Source organism: Pseudomonas sp. B2M1-30 (assembly GCF_025447575.1).
In the GTDB taxonomy this organism is placed as follows: domain Bacteria; phylum Pseudomonadota; class Gammaproteobacteria; order Pseudomonadales; family Pseudomonadaceae; genus Aquipseudomonas; species Aquipseudomonas botevensis.
Genome location: NZ_JAOEJT010000002.1, coordinates 261,419 through 276,996 on the forward strand (window position 1 = coordinate 261,419; position 15,578 = coordinate 276,996).

The 15,578-nt window shown below is 58.1% G+C and carries 17 protein-coding genes; 10 read left to right on the top strand and 7 right to left on the bottom strand.

Annotated features, from left to right (window positions below):
* Window positions 1–61 precede the first annotated feature (61 nt).
* From N8H74_RS04830 to N8H74_RS04855, 6 genes are all read left to right on the top strand, one after another.
* Window positions 62–682 carry a tyrosine-type recombinase/integrase gene (locus N8H74_RS04830; RefSeq protein ID WP_262146435.1) on the top strand — a complete coding sequence of 207 codons (621 nt, stop codon included), beginning with the start codon at window positions 62–64 and terminating at the stop codon, window positions 680–682.
* Window positions 683–888: 206 nt separating this feature from the next.
* Window positions 889–1,620, top strand: coding sequence for a GntR family transcriptional regulator (locus tag N8H74_RS04835; RefSeq protein ID WP_262146437.1), 732 nt, complete (start codon window positions 889–891; stop codon window positions 1,618–1,620).
* A gap of 133 nt (window positions 1,621–1,753) precedes the next feature.
* Window positions 1,754–3,043: an MFS transporter gene (locus N8H74_RS04840; protein ID WP_262146439.1), complete on the top strand. Its 1,290-nt coding sequence runs from the start codon at window positions 1,754–1,756 to the stop codon at window positions 3,041–3,043.
* 28 nt (window positions 3,044–3,071) lie between these two features.
* Window positions 3,072–3,902, top strand: a complete 831-nt coding sequence (locus tag N8H74_RS04845) for an amidohydrolase family protein (protein ID WP_262146440.1) — start codon at window positions 3,072–3,074, stop codon at window positions 3,900–3,902.
* 90 nt (window positions 3,903–3,992) lie between these two features.
* On the top strand, window positions 3,993–5,369 hold the full coding sequence (locus tag N8H74_RS04850; protein ID WP_262146441.1) for a GntP family permease: 1,377 nt from the start codon (window positions 3,993–3,995) through the stop codon (window positions 5,367–5,369).
* A gap of 178 nt (window positions 5,370–5,547) precedes the next feature.
* A complete protein-coding gene (locus N8H74_RS04855) occupies window positions 5,548–5,880 on the top strand; it encodes a hypothetical protein (RefSeq protein ID WP_262146442.1) in 333 nt (110 codons plus the stop codon).
* A 254-nt stretch (window positions 5,881–6,134) separates the two neighbouring features.
* Here the strand turns inward: N8H74_RS04855 and N8H74_RS04860 are convergent, their stop codons facing one another.
* From N8H74_RS04860 to N8H74_RS04870, 3 genes are all read right to left on the bottom strand, one after another.
* Complete coding sequence (locus N8H74_RS04860) at window positions 6,135–7,571, bottom strand: alanine/glycine:cation symporter family protein (RefSeq protein WP_262146443.1); 1,437 nt, start codon at window positions 7,569–7,571, stop codon at window positions 6,135–6,137.
* A gap of 87 nt (window positions 7,572–7,658) precedes the next feature.
* A complete protein-coding gene (locus N8H74_RS04865; protein WP_262146705.1) occupies window positions 7,659–8,396 on the bottom strand; it encodes an alpha/beta hydrolase in 738 nt (245 codons plus the stop codon).
* 169 nt (window positions 8,397–8,565) lie between these two features.
* A complete protein-coding gene (locus N8H74_RS04870) occupies window positions 8,566–9,459 on the bottom strand; it encodes a LysR substrate-binding domain-containing protein (protein WP_262146444.1) in 894 nt (297 codons plus the stop codon).
* A gap of 107 nt (window positions 9,460–9,566) precedes the next feature.
* Here N8H74_RS04870 and N8H74_RS04875 point away from each other — a divergent pair, with 107 nt between their 5' ends.
* From N8H74_RS04875 to N8H74_RS04890, 4 genes are read left to right on the top strand one after another with little or no spacing between them, the layout of a single operon-like run.
* Entirely contained in the window at window positions 9,567–10,229 is a 663-nt protein-coding gene (locus tag N8H74_RS04875) for an RraA family protein (protein ID WP_262146445.1), read from the top strand.
* A gap of 1 nt (window position 10,230) precedes the next feature.
* Window positions 10,231–10,896 (top strand): RraA family protein, encoded by a 666-nt coding sequence (locus N8H74_RS04880; protein ID WP_262146446.1) that lies wholly within the window; start codon window positions 10,231–10,233, stop codon window positions 10,894–10,896.
* Window positions 10,893–11,522 (top strand): dimethylmenaquinone methyltransferase, encoded by a 630-nt coding sequence (locus N8H74_RS04885; RefSeq protein ID WP_262146447.1) that lies wholly within the window; start codon window positions 10,893–10,895, stop codon window positions 11,520–11,522. The genes N8H74_RS04880 and N8H74_RS04885 overlap by 4 nt, the downstream gene beginning before the upstream one ends.
* Entirely contained in the window at window positions 11,519–12,727 is a 1,209-nt protein-coding gene (locus tag N8H74_RS04890; protein WP_262146448.1) for a pyridoxal phosphate-dependent aminotransferase, read from the top strand. Before N8H74_RS04885 ends, N8H74_RS04890 begins: the two co-directional genes overlap by 4 nt.
* 641 nt (window positions 12,728–13,368) lie before the next feature.
* Here N8H74_RS04890 and N8H74_RS04895 read toward each other — a convergent pair.
* From N8H74_RS04895 to N8H74_RS04910, 4 genes are all read right to left on the bottom strand, one after another.
* Complete coding sequence (locus tag N8H74_RS04895; RefSeq protein WP_262146449.1) at window positions 13,369–13,653, bottom strand: hypothetical protein; 285 nt, start codon at window positions 13,651–13,653, stop codon at window positions 13,369–13,371.
* A 144-nt stretch (window positions 13,654–13,797) separates the two neighbouring features.
* Entirely contained in the window at window positions 13,798–14,028 is a 231-nt protein-coding gene (locus N8H74_RS04900; protein WP_217829809.1) for a hypothetical protein, read from the bottom strand.
* Between the two features lie 118 nt (window positions 14,029–14,146).
* Window positions 14,147–14,377 carry a hypothetical protein gene (locus tag N8H74_RS04905; RefSeq protein WP_217829810.1) on the bottom strand — a complete coding sequence of 77 codons (231 nt, stop codon included), beginning with the start codon at window positions 14,375–14,377 and terminating at the stop codon, window positions 14,147–14,149.
* A gap of 115 nt (window positions 14,378–14,492) precedes the next feature.
* Entirely contained in the window at window positions 14,493–15,527 is a 1,035-nt protein-coding gene (locus N8H74_RS04910) for a DNA topoisomerase IB (RefSeq protein ID WP_262146450.1), read from the bottom strand.
* Window positions 15,528–15,578 lie beyond the last annotated feature (51 nt).

The following is a 15,578-nucleotide window of genomic DNA, read 5'->3' on the forward strand; positions in this document are numbered from 1 at the left end:
CCGGTTAGCGACCCTTCCTCTGGTCAGCCATCCTTGTCCTTCGACACGTGGAGGACTCGTCATGAACATCTTCGCTCCCTGCAGCTGCCAGCCTTGGAACAAAGGAAAACTGGTCGGGCAGAAAGCTCCACTCAGCCTGAGAGATATCTGGGCCATCCGGGTAAGGCTTCAAATTGCAGAGCGAACCCGTGATCTTGCGCTCTTCGATCTGGTTATCGATAGCAAGCTTCGGGCCTGCGACTTAATTGAGCTTCGTGTGCGCGACGTCGCCCATGGCGAGCACGTATCGCCACGCGCCATTGTGATGCAGCAGAAAACGTTGCGGCCAGTGCAGTTCGAGATCACCGAACAAACACGGTTTGCGATCGCGGCCTGGATACACCAGGCCCAACTCCGGAGCGAGGACTGCCTATTTCCGAGCCAGCTGCATACCTCAGACCATCTATCAACACGTCAATACGCACGTATCGTCAAAGGCTGGGTGGAAGCAGTTGGCCTTGATCCAGCCATGTATGGCACTCACTCAATGAGGCGTACGAAGGCATCGCTGATCTATCGCAGGACGAAGAATCTGCGAGCGGTTCAACTGCTGCTTGGCCATACTAAGCTGGAGAGCACAGTTCGATATCTGGGAATTGAAGTCGACGACGCCCTAGAGATGGCGGAACAGACCGAGGTTTGAATATGCATAGCGACGGTCGAGCCCTGACCGTCGCTAACCGGCCAGAATCTGACATTGCCGGCGAAAACCCGCATGTCTATGAGAAGGGCAGTGGGGCAGCCATTCGTCAGCAGGACGAAAAGCCCCTCCTTGACAGGCAAGCTATCTGGGCAAATACTCGCCGCAAGATTCATATAGATGACTAGATAACAAGGTGAATAAAGTCGATGAATTCTTTATCAAGTGATGCCCGACTGCCGCTGTACCAACGCCTGCGTGACCAATTGGCTGAGCAGATTGCCAATAATCGCTGGCGTCCGGGGGAGGCGATCCCTACTGAAGCGGCGCTGTCTGCGGAATATCAACTGTCCACCGGCACGGTGCGCAAAGCGATTGATGCGTTGGTTAGTGAGGGCATTCTGGAGCGTCAGCAAGGGCGAGGGACGTTCATTCGCCGGGCGCAGTTTCAATCCTCATTGTTCCGTTTCTTCCGATTCCAGACTGTTTCCGGTGAGCGCCAGGTCCCGGAGAGTCGCATCCTCTCGATCGAGCCCATTGCCGCACCTTCGGCCGTAGCGCAAGCGCTCGGGTTGCCCGCCGATGCGCCGGTCATTCGTATTGTCCGTGTGCGTCTGCTCGATGTTAAGCCGGTGCTCGCCGAAGAAATCTGGTTACCCCGCCAGCGATTTCAGGCGCTGCTGGAGATCGACCTCAGTCGCGAAGGGCCGCTGCTGTATCCGATCTACGAAGAAGTGTGCGGACAGGTTGTTGCATCGGCCGAAGAAACGCTGACCGCTGAATCGGTGAATGACGTGCATGCCCGATTGCTACAGGTAGCGGTCAACAGTCCGGTGATCGTGATCGAGCGTCTGGCCCGCGATTACGCGGGTAGCCCGCTGGAGTGGCGTCGCTCGCGCGGCCACGCGCAGCACTTCCGCTACAGCGTGGATATTCGCTGACGCCTGCCTGCGTAGCGGAGCGTTCTGCGGCGGCTAGATCGCCGCCCGATTTCTGTTTGTTTGCCAAAGCTGACCCTGTCGCGGTGCGGTTGGCTGTCGGCTGCCTTGCGTAACACCTATAAGGATAAGAATCATGTTCAGATGGTATCGCCAAGTCACTCCTCGGGAGCGCAAAACGTTTTGGGCCTGCTTCGGCGGATGGTCGCTCGACGCGTTGGAAGTACAAATGTTCGGTCTGGCGATTCCGGCGCTGATCGCCGCGTTCGCGCTGACAAAGGGCGATGCCGGATTGATCAGCGGCGTTACCCTCGTCACCTCGGCACTCGGTGGCTGGGTGGGTGGGACGTTGTCTGACCGCTATGGCCGTGTGCGCACGTTGCAGTTGATGATTTTGTGGTTCTCGTTCTTCACCTTTCTCTCGGCCTTCGTCACGGGCTTCAATCAGCTGTTGGTGGTCAAAGCGCTGCAGGGTTTCGGGATTGGCGGGGAGTGGGCGGCCGGCGCGGTGCTGATGGCCGAGACGATCAATCCGCACTATCGCGGCAAGGTCATGGGCACTGTGCAAAGTGCCTGGGCGGTGGGTTGGGGCCTGGCGGTCGGGGTGTTCACGCTGATCTATACCTGGGTGCCACAGGACATGGCCTGGCGTGTGATGTTCCTTGTCGGGTTGCTGCCGTCGTTCCTGATCATCTGGGTGCGTCGTAACGTTGAGGAACCGGACAGCTTCCAGCGTCTGCAAAAAGACAACGCCATCCCGCAGAGTTTCTTCAAATCGCTCGTCGGCATTTTTCGCCCGGAACTGATTCGCGTGACCCTGTTTGGGGGGCTGCTGGGACTGGGCGCGCACGGTGGCTATCACGCGGTAATGACCTGGTTGCCGACCTTCCTCAAGACCGAGCGCAATCTGTCTGTGCTGAACTCGGGCGGCTATCTGGCGGTGATCATCATCGCCTTCTGGTGTGGTTGTGTGGCCAGCGGCTATTTGATCGATCGCATTGGCCGTCGTAAAAACATTGTGCTGTTTGCCTTGTGCTGCGTGGTCACGGTGCAGTGCTACGTATTTTTGCCGCTGACCAATACGCAGATGCTGTTCCTGGGGTTCCCGTTGGGGTTCTTCGCCGCCGGTATTCCGGCCAGTCTGGGAGCGCTCTTCAACGAACTTTACCCTGCCGATGTACGCGGCGCCGGCGTTGGCTTTTGCTACAACTTTGGCCGGGTGCTGTCCGCTGTGTTTCCATTCCTGGTCGGGCACATGAGTGACTCCATGTCGCTGGGTTCGGCGATTGGTATCGATGCCGGGATCGCCTACGGCGTGGCGGTGCTTGCCGCACTTTGCCTGCCTGAAACCCGGGGCAGGGACCTTGAAGCCAATACCACCTCCGTTAAGGCCGGTATCAACGGCAATCAACGTGCTCGGGCGTGATGATCCTAACCTTCAGTAGATAAAACCCATGTCAGATACCCGCCCCAAGTCGATCACCGGCATCGACTCCCATGCTCATGTGTTCAACCGTGACCTGCATCTGATCGGTGCACGGCGCTACACCCCTGAGTACGACGCCACGCTTGACCAGTACCTTGAGCATTTGCAAACGCATGGTCTGAGTCACGGTGTATTGGTGCAACCAAGTTTCCTTGGCACCGACAATAGCTACCTGTTGGCGGCGTTGAAGCAAGCGCCGCAGCAGTTGCGCGGTGTGGTGGTGCTGGAGCCAAGCGTCAGTCGTTCTACTTTGAATGACATGGCTCGACTGGGCGTGGTCGGCGTGCGCTTGAACCTGATCGGCAAGGCGCTACCTGATTTTCGTGATAGTGCCTGGCAAGGGTTTTTCAGCGATATCGCTGATCTCGACTGGCATGTCGAGTTGCACCGGGAACTCAAGGATCTGCCGGGCCTGATCCAGCAATTGACGCCGTTCGGCGTGAAGTTGGTGATCGATCACTTTGGGCGGCCGGACGCGAATGCGGGTCTCGATCAGCCCGGGTTTGGCGAGTTGCTTGAGGCCGGATCGAAAGGTTCGCTCTGGATCAAGGTATCGGGAGTCTATCGTTTGGGAGGTACGCCACAACAAAACATTGATTTCGCTCGAAGGGCATTACCGTTGCTGGAACAAAGCTTCGGCCTGCATCAGTTGGTATGGGGCAGCGACTGGCCGCATACGCAGCATGAGCAAAGCATCGGTTTCGCCACCGTCGTCGACCAGTTGCAAGCCTTGGAACTTTCGGCGCAAGCCAGCGACTCGCTGCTGGTGCAAGCGCCTCGAAGGTTATTCGGTTTTTAGAAAGTCGAACGCTGAAACTTAGCCGTTGCGGATGCCATTCATCTCACCCACTTACAAGAATTTGGGCACCAGCCCAACCGAGAACCTTTCATGACTCCCTTAGATATAGATCTGTTACTGACCGCATTGGTCAGCGTCCTGGTGCTGGTAGCGCTGATCGTCTCGCGCCTGAAAATGCACCCGCTGCTGGCTTTGCTGGTAGTTTCCGTCGGCGTAGGCTTTGCAACCGGTATGGAGCCAGATGGCATCGTCTCCCACTTGGTCACCGGCGCCGGCAAGACACTGGGGGCAGTGGGGGTGGTCATCGCGCTGGGGGCGATGCTCGGCAAAATTCTTGCTGACGCCGGCGTCACCGAGCAGATTGCTGCGGTCATCCTCAAGCGCACACCGGATCGGATGATTCCGTGGGCGATGATGATGGTCGCGTTTGTGATAGGCATTCCGATGTTTTTCGAGGTCGGCCTGGTGATCATGCTGCCGCTGATCTTCAGCGTGGCGCGCAAGCTGGAAAGTCAGGCGCGCTTCAAGGGTTCAGCGTATGTCTATGTGGGCGTTCCGGTGATTGCCGCACTGGCCGCCATGCACGGCATGGTCCCGCCGCACCCCGGCCCGTTGACGGCCATCGCCGCGCTGAAAACCTCGGTCGGGCCGACCATGCTCTATGGTTTCCTGGCGGCTATCCCGGCCATGATTTTAGGCGGCCCACTGTATGGCGCATTCATTTCCCCGCGCATGAGCACTCGGCCCGATCAGGTGTTGCTGGATCAGTTCACCCTGGCTGAAAAAGCCGACGATAAACCAAGCCCCAGCGTATACCTTGGCGTGCTGGCAGCCTTGCTGCCGGCGATCCTGATGCTGATCCATGCCGTCGCCGAGATGGTATTGGCCAAGGACAATGCGCTGCTGAAAATGGCCGGTTTCCTCGGCAATCCGCTGATAGCGATGCTGCTGGGCGTGCTGTTCGCCGGGGCCAGTCTGGTACTCGCGCGCGGCGGCGATGCGGGGCAATTGCGCGACTCGCTGGGCAAGAGCCTCAAGCCAATCGCCTCGATCATCATGATCATCGCCGGCGGCGGTGCCTTTCAGGAACTGCTGACCAGCGCCAAGGTGGGCGATGCGATTGTGCATCTGACTCAGCAGTCGGCGTTCCCTCCGCTGATCCTCGGTTGGTTGATCGCCATGTTGCTTTCGGTATCTACCGGTTCCGCCACGGTAGGTATCGTGGGGGCTGCCGGCTTGCTGGCGCCGCTTGCCGGTGCTGATCCCAGCCTCAACCTGCCGCTGCTGGCCTTGTCCATTGGCTGCGGCTCGCTGTTCTTCAACTACGCCAACCATGCAGGTTTCTGGATGGTGAAGGAATCCTTCGGCATGACGATGGGCGAAGCCACCAAGACTATTTCGGTGGTGCAATCGATCGTTGCCGTGGTCGGTTTGATTGTGGTGTTGCTGTTGAACGTGGTCGTGTAATGACCTGAGGCGGCGTCAAATCAGGACGCCGCCATCTGTGAAACCCCTTTTGGGCCGTCGATCAGGCGCGGCAGTTGCAGCGGATTGGACTCGCGCAGTACCTCTCCGACCGCTTTTGGCCAGAAGCGGCCACTCCAAGCCTCTACGAAACCAGGGGCGACTTGCAGGACGAGAGCGTATGCAACTGACAGTTAGCGGTTACTGGATTTTAGGAATGGGAATACGCTTTGAGGTTGAATATCCTGCCCTTGAAGCCGTATTGGTCAACGAGCGGGTGCTGGTGACGTTTGATTGGATGGCCTTCGATAGGAATGCTCCGGCGCAGAATTTTTTTTGCTACGACTCGTCAGGCAATCTACTTTGGCGAGCGCCAGGTATTGGCATGGGGGCCGTGGACGCCTATACCGGTGTAACGAACGAGACGCCTCTTTGGGTAGGAAATTTTTCTGGATTCGACTGCCGGATAGATGAAACATCTGGCCGAGTTCTCGAAACTCGCTTCACGAAATAATCAACGCCTGGATCGTCCCTTGTTTTGAAGGTGCTGAGCGACTGCCTTTAAACGATTACAGGCTGTTGTTAAGGACCGAAATCGGCTGATGATCATGCAAAATCGCCCTCGACGATGATCAATTCGCGGCGCAATGCGCGAACTGCGAACTCTTTGCCCTGCGTATAGGCTGGGTCGCTGTAACAGGTCGTCAGCAAGGAGCGAACGCGCAGCTCTAAGCGCTGCGCGTCGTCCTGCTGAATAGTTGAGGCGGCTCAGGGGCGGGTGATGCCTATAGCTTGGGCCTGTTCGGCCTGTTCTACGGGGTTGGTCCAGATGGTTCGGTCGATGTTGAGGTCATGGAACGTGCTGGTTGTGAGAACGGGCTCGGCAATGCCGGCTTTTCGCTGTACGTCATAGTCTGCAAGCAACCGCAGGCCGACCTTGCACAACAGCACGAGAGCTATGAGGTTCACCAGCGCGGACAGCGTCATGGTGATATCGGCGAAGGCGAATACCGTCGACAGATCCTGCACCGATCCCCAGAGAATCAATCCCAATACCAAGGCGCGATAGCTCAGTAGCGCCTTACGATTCTTACCCAGGATGAACCTGAGGTTGTTTTCGCCCAGATAGTAGTTGTAGAGAATCGAGGTGAACACGAACAACGCCAGGGCAACGCTGATGAAGATGCGGCCCCAGTCACCCACTACCGCGGCCAGGGAGTTTTGCGTCAGTACGATGCCGTCACCCGTAAAGCCTGGGGTGTAAAAGCCCGACAGCAGGATCAGCAGTGCGGTACAGGTGCAGATGATGAACGTGTCGAAAAACACGCTGAAAGCCTGCACGACACCTTGTGAGATTGGGTGCCGTACTTCGGCTACCGCCGCCACGTTCGGCGCGCTACCCAGGCCCGCCTCGTTGGCGAACACACCACGTTTTACTCCCATGACGATGGCACTACCGATCAGGCCTCCAAAGGCTTGATCAAGCCCGAAGGCACTTTTGATGATCGTCAGGAGCATCATGGGCACGTGATCGAATTGCAACGCAATGACGTACAGAGTCACCGCGATATAGGCCAGTGTTTTGACCGGTACCAGCAAGTCGGCCACCTTGGCAATTCGCTTGATGCCGCCCAAGAACACAAGAGCCAGGACGACGGCCAGAGCTATACCAGAATAGGCAGGATCGAAACCGAAGGCATTTTGCAACGAATGGGTAACGGCGTGCGACTGCAGGCCATTGAATGAGAAGCCGAATGTGACGATTAACAGTACCGCCATAACCACGCCTAGCCAGCGCTTGTTCAGCCCGTACTCGATGTAGAACGACGGCCCTCCGTGGAACTGGCCGCTACCGTTGTGACGCTTGTACAGCTGCGCCAGGCTGCATTCAAAAAGCGTGGTGGCCATCCCGACCAACGCAGTAACCCACATCCAGAATACCGCTCCAGGCCCACCCAGGGTTACAGCCACACCGACGCCGGCAATGTTACCTGCACCGACCCGGCCCGCCAGGCTGAGCATCAGGGCCTGGAACGAGCTGATCTGAGTCGTGCTGCTGGTAAGGCTGTCCTTGAAAACCTTGAACATGTGCAGGAAATAGCGAAGCTGCACAAAGCGTGTCCTGACGGTGAAATAGGCGCCCAGTCCGACGACCAGGACGATGAGTAGCTTTCCCGAGAGAAAGCCATTGATGGCTTCGAGCATGACGTAACCTCATTATTGTTATGACTGGCTTATGCGAGCGCACACGACCACAAGCAGCCGTGTATGGGGAATGATGTGGGAGGTAGATCAGGCGCGGTCTTGCAACGCCTTAATGTGCTGCCACATCAGCGCAGGGTTGCAATACATCGGGAAATGGCCACAGTCCGGGATGCAAGCCAGTTGCACTCCTTGGGCAGCAATATTATTCAGATACGACAGGTGCGAGTTGGTCACGCCATACATGTACTGGCGTGGGAGTGGCAGTTCCAGGAACTTGGCCATCAGGTCACCGTTATCGGACAGGTCAACCATGGACTCGAAAATCCCACGCACTGCCCCGGTCCGCACCTTGTGCGCAAGGCTGGCCGCATAGAGCGCGCTGGCAGGATCTGGTGCCAGGCGGGCACGCTCGATGAAGTCGTGGAAGAAGCGTGCGTCGTCGTCGCGCGGGTGATCGTGGATCTGGCGGCTGAGGAAGCAATCCTCCGGGGCGATGTTGCCCTCGATGTCGACGAAGCTCAGCACACGTAAGGGGTCGGCGTGAGCGAGCAACAGCCCTGTCAGCCCGCCCATGGAGTGACCTACCAGGTGGAATTGCTCGATCCCGAAATGAGCAAGCACGGCTTGGGCAGTCCTCACCAAAAAAGGGATGTTGATGCGAGATAGATCGCCGCACTCCGTTTCCCCACAACCTGGCGCATCGTAGGCAATGAATGGGTGGCCTGCGAAGGCCGACTGCAGAGTGATGTCGGCGTAATCTTCTTTGGTCGAGCCAAAACCGTGCAAAAACAGGATTGGAGCTTTCGGACCGGATCGGTGGATCATCGCCAGATCAAGCTGCACACCGTCGATGTTCAACGGCAGTTTCTCGTGAGTGAAGCGAGCAGTGTGTGGCACCGTGGGACCTCCTTATGCAGATTCCCCTCAATGTCGAACTCGCCCGGCAATTTGTAAAATACGAAGTCGCGAAGCTTGTCATATGCCCAGCCTATGATCAGTAAATCTGCCTGGCCTGATCGATCATTGCATCCACCAACGGATTGTTATGGCCGTCATGCCATGCCATGGCGGCAGTGACTATTTTGATCTCCGGTTGCAGCGGTCGCACGAGCACGTTTTCTGGGGCGAGCTTGTCCATGGACGTTGGCACCAAGGCGATTCCCTGACCACAGCTGACGAATGCGACCTGAGAAGATACAGAGCGGACCTGATGCACGATACGCGGCGCGAACCCGCTGGCTTTGCATAGCCCCACCATATAGTCGAAGTACACCGGACTGACATCACGCGAAGCCATGACCAGGGTTTCATCGGCAAGCGCCTTGAGTTCGATTACCTCACAGGCGGCGAGGGGGTGGTCATTGGGCATCGCGACGGCCAGACGATCCTCCGACAAAGACATCGACTGGAGGTGTCGACCCAGATTGCCCTCCAGACGTGCGAAAGCGATATCAATATCCCCGGCCTCCAGCGCCGGAATCGCTTCCGCGCTGTCGATTTCCCGCACGGACACTGTGATCAACGGGTGGTCCTGCTTGAAGCGCTCGATCAATTGCGGCAGCACATCGATCATCGCCGAGGTGATCGCGCCAATCGTCAACACCCCCGCATGGCCGGCAACGGCTTCATGTACCGCCAATTCGAGCCGTTCAAGCTGATCGGCAAACTTGCGCACCGCGGGCAGGATCGCAGCTCCGGCCGACGTGAGTTGCGCACCACGGCGCGAGCGGGTGAACAGTTGAACGCGTAACGATTGTTCAAGCGCCTGGATCTGTTCGGTCAATGGCGGCTGCGACATTCCCAGTCGTTTGGCGGCACGGCTGAAATTCTGGTCTTCGGCTACTGCCAGAAACAGCCAGAGATGGCGTATCAAGCGGAAATTGATCACGGTGCTTTTCCATAGGTTTTTGGTATGACAGGCTTAGCTTCTTAGTAATATACGTATCAAATCGTCTTGCTGATACTCAGGCTTCATTTACAAGAGGTCAGCAACCGATGAGCTTGAAAGCCCCGCTTGATCGCCTGGCTGCGCTGGATACCAACACGATTTCCGACGCACTGGATTTCCTCAACCTGCCCGGTGCTACCAACGGCCTGATGCCGTTGTGGAACTGCCCAAAAATTGTCGGTCGTGCCAGCACCGTGCAGCTTGGCCCGAAGCAAGATGTTGCTCCCACCGTTCACCTGATTACCCCAGTGGTAGAGCAAATCACCACTGATGACCGCGTGCTGGTGATCGCCGGAGGCGTGGACGGTATTTCCAGCTGGGGCGACATCCTTGCCAACGCAGCCCAACGCAAAGGCATTCGTGGCTCGATCATCGACGGTTTCAGCCGCGATATCCGCGGCAGCGCCGACATTGGCTACCCGGTTTTTGGCCGCGGCGTGACCATGATCAGTGCCCGAAACCGGCTCATTCAAATCGACGCCGCCGTCAAAGTGCGCATAGCAGGCGTGGACGTCGAGGAAGGCGATTATGTGATCGCCGACGAGTGCGGCACCGTCTTCGTGCCGGCCAAGGTCATCGACCAAGTCCTGGATCTCGCCGAACGCATTGACCTTCGCCAAGCCGGCATGGTTGACGCTGTCCGCGCAGGCCGTTCAGTGGAAGAAGTGATGCACGACACCCAATTCGAAGCCATCAAGGTGGAGCACTGATATGAGCCTCTCCGATAAAGACCTTATCGCCTTGTTCGAAGGCTTGGATACCCCAGGCGTTTCCGACGCGATGGACAAACTGGGACTGCCAGGCCAGGTATTCGGTATCGCGCCACTCGCCAATTACAGCCAGGTCGTGGTCGGCCCGGCCTTCACAGTGCAGTACGTGAGCGCGAGCACCCCGCCAGGCACGGTCGGCGATTTCATCGATGACGTGGCACCGGGCGATGTCGTAGTGATTGCCAACGAAGGCCGCACTGACTGCACAGTCTGGGGCGACATCATGACCCAGTATGCGCTGGCTCGCGGCATTGCTGGCACGGTCATCGACGGCGTCTGCCGTGACGTGAACAAGGCGCTCAGTGAAGGCTATCCGCTGTTCAGCAAAGGCCGTTTCATGCGTACCGGCAAGGATCGGGTGGAAGTGGTCGCCGTCAACCAGCCAGTGTCCGTTGGTAATGCTCGAGTGTGTGCACGCGACATCGTTGTGGCCGATGCCAATGGCGTGGTCGTCGTGCCCCGCGCACGTGCCCAGGAAGTCGCTGAAACCGCGCGCCGTATCGAAAACGCCGAAGCGCAGATTCGCGATCAGATCGCCACTGGCAAGAGCCTCAAAGAATCTCGTGCCGCCCTCGGTTACCATTCCCTGCAGAGCAAACCACAATGAGCCTTCCACACGATTATCAGAACATTTCCAAAGTCCTGGGCAGCTCCACCTTGTATGAGGCCTCGGGCCTTCCGTGCGCTGTCGACCGTCAAATCCGCCCCGTCTGGAAAGGCGCCTTCATCGCTGCGCCAGCCTATCCGGTGCAATGCTCGCCAGGCGATAACCTGGGCCTGCATCTGGCGGTGGCCAGTGCGCCACGCGGCAGCGTGCTGGTATGCGATACCGCTGATTTCGTGGCGGGTTACTGGGGAGAGGTGCTGACCGTTGCCGCAGAAGCGGCCGGCATCGTCGGCCTGGTTATCAATGGTGGGGTGCGCGACATCGCGGCCCTCGAAGCTCATGGCTTCCCGGTGTTCGCACGTGGTATCTCGGTCAAGGGCACGGTCAAGGCAACCACGCCTTCGGTGGGAAAACCATTTGATTTCAACGGCGCGGTAGTCAGTGCTGGGGACTTGGTCGTTGCGGATGAAGATGGCGTCATCATCATTCCCGGCACTGCTGTCGAGCGCACTCTGCTGGAAGGACAAAAGCGCGCGGACAAGGAAGCGGTATTCATGAACGAGTTGCGCGAAGGGCGTACCACAATGGAGCTGATGGGTCTCGCCTATCCGGAGGAGCACGCGTGAGCCTGGAAACCCTGAACCGTCGCCTGGAGGCTGCCAAGCCTTCGGCAACCTACAAGATCATCGACCGTGTGGCTGCACGCCGCGCCGAAGGTGCCAGGATCATTTCGTTGTGCGCGGGTGAGCCAGACTTCGATACGCCTGAACACATCCGTGCAGCCGCAATCAGCGCAATCGACAACGGCCACACCCGCTACACACAAGTGGCGGGGCTTCGCGCACTGCGTGAGGCGATAGCTCGCAAGTACCAGCGTGAAAATGGACTGGACGTCAGCTGGCAGGAGACCCTGGTGTGCAGCGGCGGCAAGCAGGTCATTTTCAATGCCTTGGCTGCGACCCTCAACGAAGGTGATGAAGTCGTCATTCCGGCTCCGTATTGGGTCAGCTATCCAGAGATGGTGCAACTTTGCGGAGGTGAGTCACGTATCGTCGCTTGCGGTGCGGAGTCGGGCTTCAAGCTGACCCCTCAGGCGCTGGCCGAAGCAATCGGGCCGAACACCCGATGGTTGATTCTCAACTCGCCATCCAACCCAACCGGTGCGCTGTATGAGCGGGAAGAACTCAAGGCTTTGGCCGAGGTGCTGCTGGCCCATCCGCAGGTACTGATTCTGGCGGACGACATTTATGAGCACCTGATTTTCGATGGCCGCGATTTCCTTACACTTGCTCAGGTCGAGCCGCGTCTGGCTGAGCGGACCCTGACCATGAACGGTGTGTCCAAGGCCTACGCCATGACAGGCTGGCGGATCGGTTTCGCGACCGGCCCGCGCTGGCTGCTCGAAGCAATGGAAAAACTGCAAGGTCAGCAGACGTCGGGGGCATGTTCGATTTCCCAGCATGCCGCCATCGCTGCCTTGGACGGCCCCAAGGACTTTATTGCTGATAGCCGAGAAGTGTTCCAGCGTCGTCGGGACTTCATGGTGCAATTGCTGAACCAGGCACCGGGCATCAGCTGCGAAACACCAGGTGGTGCGTTCTACGCATTCGCTGACTGCACCGGCCTGATCGGCAAGCGATCGGCAGGCGGGCGTGATCTGGTCGATGACGAAGCGGTAGCGCTGGCTTTGCTGGAGGAAGCCAACGTGGCCGTGGTGCAAGGCAGCGCGTTTGGCCTGTCTGGGTACCTGCGAATTGCCTATGCGCTGGATGATGAGTCGCTGCGTGCCGCGTGCCAGGCGATTCATAGCTTCTGCGAAAGTGCTCTGTAATCCCTCCTTTTTCTTCCTCAGGTATCCCGTGCTGTTGTGGGATACTTGAGGTCGTCTCCAGCCTCTTCGAACGCCCTTATGCTTATCCACTGATGCGGCAGCAACTGATCAAGTTCCTGATGGCAAAGCTGGGGTCTGGTCAGGCGACTGCGTAATGGGACATTGTAAAAGGAGTTGAACGTGAGCGATGCATTGGCGGCAATGCACCTGTAGCCGGCAGTGAGGATCCGTACCTTAAAAATGCTGGACTACATAAGCTAGGCGGTTGGGTTCCACACCAGTAATGCACCGGTGATCTCGCCACTGTGTTCTTCTTGAACTGGAAGCAGTCGAATTGCTTGCGCTAGAAAAAGCCATTTCTACAGACCGAAGCCCGTCAGTTTTCCGTTGAAATGCGAGATCGAGGCAGCCTGAGTTCTTTCCGCAATTTATTTTGAGGGTGCTGGTTTTGCTACCTTAAAACGGAAAGGAAATTTGTATGATACGGAAAAGTAGTGGGCCTAAGTTCATGATTTTTAAATAGAAAATTGTGGACTTAAAATCCCCGCTCGTAAGGGCGTGCCGGTTCGATTCCTGCTTCGGGCACCATGAATATCAAGGGCTTGCATGAGATACTTCATGCAAGCCCTTATTTTTTGCGCCTAGACAAATGCCTGTCCGGCGAAACCCCGAGGCAGACGCTGCAGTCCGACCATTTCGGTCAATCGCTCAATCCATTCGCTTCGCCAGTTACCGGTCGAGTGCGCGGTACTTGCCCGACGGGCTGCCCGCCGAGCTGCGTTACGCTGGTCTTTTCGTGCATTTTTGTAGGCGTCGGTGCTGCGGCAGCTGCGACACTTCACTCGGTTGAGTTCGCGGCTGGAGGAGAGGTTGTGACCTTTGTGACCGCAAGCCAGGTGTCCGTCGACTTTAAAGTGGATGACCATAAAACGTCTCCTTGGTGACGTGTAAAGGCTTTGACCTTTCACGACCAAGGGTGTTCGGCGAATCTGGCTATTGCGCCATCAACCGGCGAGAGGCGACCAACCAGTTGCGTTGTCGCTCAACCGCCAGTTCGGGTTCCGCGTGGATTATCTGAAACGTGGCAGCGGCCGATCAACAGGCTTGAGCGCCGACAGCGTGCTGCGAATCAGCGGAGTGTCCTTCTCGATGTCGTTCAGGCGATCGCGGATGCGCAGGGCAGTCGGGTGTCCGCCCTGATGATCGACCCAGTCGGCGATCTCTTTGCAAGCCGCCGCGAGGCGCGCCTCCCGAGCGTCGAGCAAGGTGAGGAGGGTGGTGATGGACTCTCTTTCGGACATGTGACACCTCCGTCAGGAAACTGCTGAGGGCAGCAAAAAGCCCGCGCAGCGCGAGCTTTCTACCGTCGGGGTGCTGCTCCTTCAGCTCGTTTCAGTATAGACCGGCAAATGAAAGGCATCAGCCGGAGGATTCCTGGGCAACAACCCGGGCGCTGACGGCGTTCAGCCGGTCACATTCGCTTCGGGCCTGCTCTTCGTGATCGTAGCCATCGCCGAGGAAGCCACCAGTGCGCGTGTCGCAGATGCGGAACCAGCCTTGGGCTTCGGCAGGTTCATGGAGACTTTCTCCGGCGCGGCGACCGTGGATGATGATCTTGTTGCAGCGCTTCACGACGAAAATGTCTTCCATGGCGTCACCGCAGCTGATTCGTATCAGATCAACTATAGAAGCCCTGACCAATCGTGCAAAAAATAGACAGGTCAGTTCGTCGGTTGCGGGTGTCAAAGGAAAACGTTCGGCGACTTCAGGGCGCGGCGACCTCGCTCATCCGCTCGAGGAACAGCGCCAGCGCCACTTCCTCCTTGCGCAGGCCCTTGCGCACCCGAGGCTTTGGCAACTCGGCCAGCGCCCCGAGCATGAAGCTCTCGACGACCGCCGGGTGGATGTAGCACTTGCGGCATACTGCCGGAGTGTTGCCGAGCTGTCGTGCGACACCTTTCACCATGTCGACCACGTGCCGCTTGGCCTCGGATTCCGACTCCCATTGCAGTTCGCGCAGTACCGCCAAGGCCAGGGCGCTGCCGGCCCAGGTTCGGTAGTCCTTGGCGGTGAAGTCGGCGCCGGTCAGGGTTTGCAGGTACGCGTTGACGTCAGAAGAGCTGATGGTGTGTCGTTCGCCGTTTTCATCCAGATATTGAAAGAGATTCTGCCCTGGAATCTCCAGGCAGCGCTTGATGATCCGCGCCAGGCGCCGATCCCTGACGGTGATCTGGTGTTCGATGCCGCTTTTGCCGCGAAACTGGAACAGGATCGCGCTGCCGTTCACCTCGACGTGGCGGCTGCGCAGGGTGGTCAGGCCATAGGAGCGGTTGTCCCGAGCGTATTGGGTGTTGCCGACGCGGATCAGCGTGGCATCGAGCAACGTAATCACCGTGGCCATGACCTTGTCGCGACTGAAGCCAGGCGCCGCCAGCAGCGTTTCCAATTGTTTGCGCAGTTTGGGCAGCGCCAGGCCGAACTCCCGCAGACGCGAGTATTTGTCGGCGTCGCGTACTTCGCGCCAGCGCGGGTGATAGCGGTATTGCTTGCGGCCTCGGGCATCGCGTCCGGTGGCTTGCAGATGGCCACGCGGGTCGGCGCAGATCCACACGTCGGTGTAGGCGGGTGGTACCGCCAGTGCGTTGATGCGTTTGATTTCGTCTGTGTCGGTAATGCGCTGACCCGCCGCATCGAAGTAGCAGAATTTGCCACGCAGTTTTTTGCGGGTCAGGCCTGGCTGGGTGTCATCGACGTAATGCAGATCCGCAGGCAAAGCATCGGTCAGCGCGGTGTCGGGCATGGCGGTTTTCCTTGGCAGGCAATCAGCTGTTACAGCGATTGACCGCGCGCC

What these genes read in the sequence shown, in the direction of transcription:
- N8H74_RS04835 (WP_262146437.1), top strand. Translation starts at nt 889, where the DNA reads ATGAATTCTTTATCAAGTGATGCCCGACTGCCGCTGTACCAACGCCTG.
- N8H74_RS04840 (WP_262146439.1), top strand. Translation starts at nt 1,754, where the DNA reads ATGTTCAGATGGTATCGCCAAGTCACTCCTCGGGAGCGCAAAACGTTT.
- N8H74_RS04885 (WP_262146447.1), top strand. Translation starts at nt 10,893, where the DNA reads ATGAGCCTTCCACACGATTATCAGAACATTTCCAAAGTCCTGGGCAGC.
- N8H74_RS04860 (WP_262146443.1), bottom strand. Translation starts at nt 7,571, where the DNA reads ATGCTCGAAGCCATCAATGGCTTTCTCTCGGGAAAGCTACTCATCGTC.
- N8H74_RS04875 (WP_262146445.1), top strand. Translation starts at nt 9,567, where the DNA reads ATGAGCTTGAAAGCCCCGCTTGATCGCCTGGCTGCGCTGGATACCAAC.
- N8H74_RS04830 (WP_262146435.1), top strand. Translation starts at nt 62, where the DNA reads ATGAACATCTTCGCTCCCTGCAGCTGCCAGCCTTGGAACAAAGGAAAA.
- N8H74_RS04865 (WP_262146705.1), bottom strand. Translation starts at nt 8,396, where the DNA reads ATGATCCACCGATCCGGTCCGAAAGCTCCAATCCTGTTTTTGCACGGT.
- N8H74_RS04905 (WP_217829810.1), bottom strand. Translation starts at nt 14,377, where the DNA reads ATGGAAGACATTTTCGTCGTGAAGCGCTGCAACAAGATCATCATCCAC.
- N8H74_RS04895 (WP_262146449.1), bottom strand. Translation starts at nt 13,653, where the DNA reads ATGGTCATCCACTTTAAAGTCGACGGACACCTGGCTTGCGGTCACAAA.
- N8H74_RS04910 (WP_262146450.1), bottom strand. Translation starts at nt 15,527, where the DNA reads ATGCCCGACACCGCGCTGACCGATGCTTTGCCTGCGGATCTGCATTAC.
- N8H74_RS04900 (WP_217829809.1), bottom strand. Translation starts at nt 14,028, where the DNA reads ATGTCCGAAAGAGAGTCCATCACCACCCTCCTCACCTTGCTCGACGCT.
- N8H74_RS04855 (WP_262146442.1), top strand. Translation starts at nt 5,548, where the DNA reads ATGCAACTGACAGTTAGCGGTTACTGGATTTTAGGAATGGGAATACGC.
- N8H74_RS04850 (WP_262146441.1), top strand. Translation starts at nt 3,993, where the DNA reads ATGACTCCCTTAGATATAGATCTGTTACTGACCGCATTGGTCAGCGTC.
- N8H74_RS04880 (WP_262146446.1), top strand. Translation starts at nt 10,231, where the DNA reads ATGAGCCTCTCCGATAAAGACCTTATCGCCTTGTTCGAAGGCTTGGAT.
- N8H74_RS04845 (WP_262146440.1), top strand. Translation starts at nt 3,072, where the DNA reads ATGTCAGATACCCGCCCCAAGTCGATCACCGGCATCGACTCCCATGCT.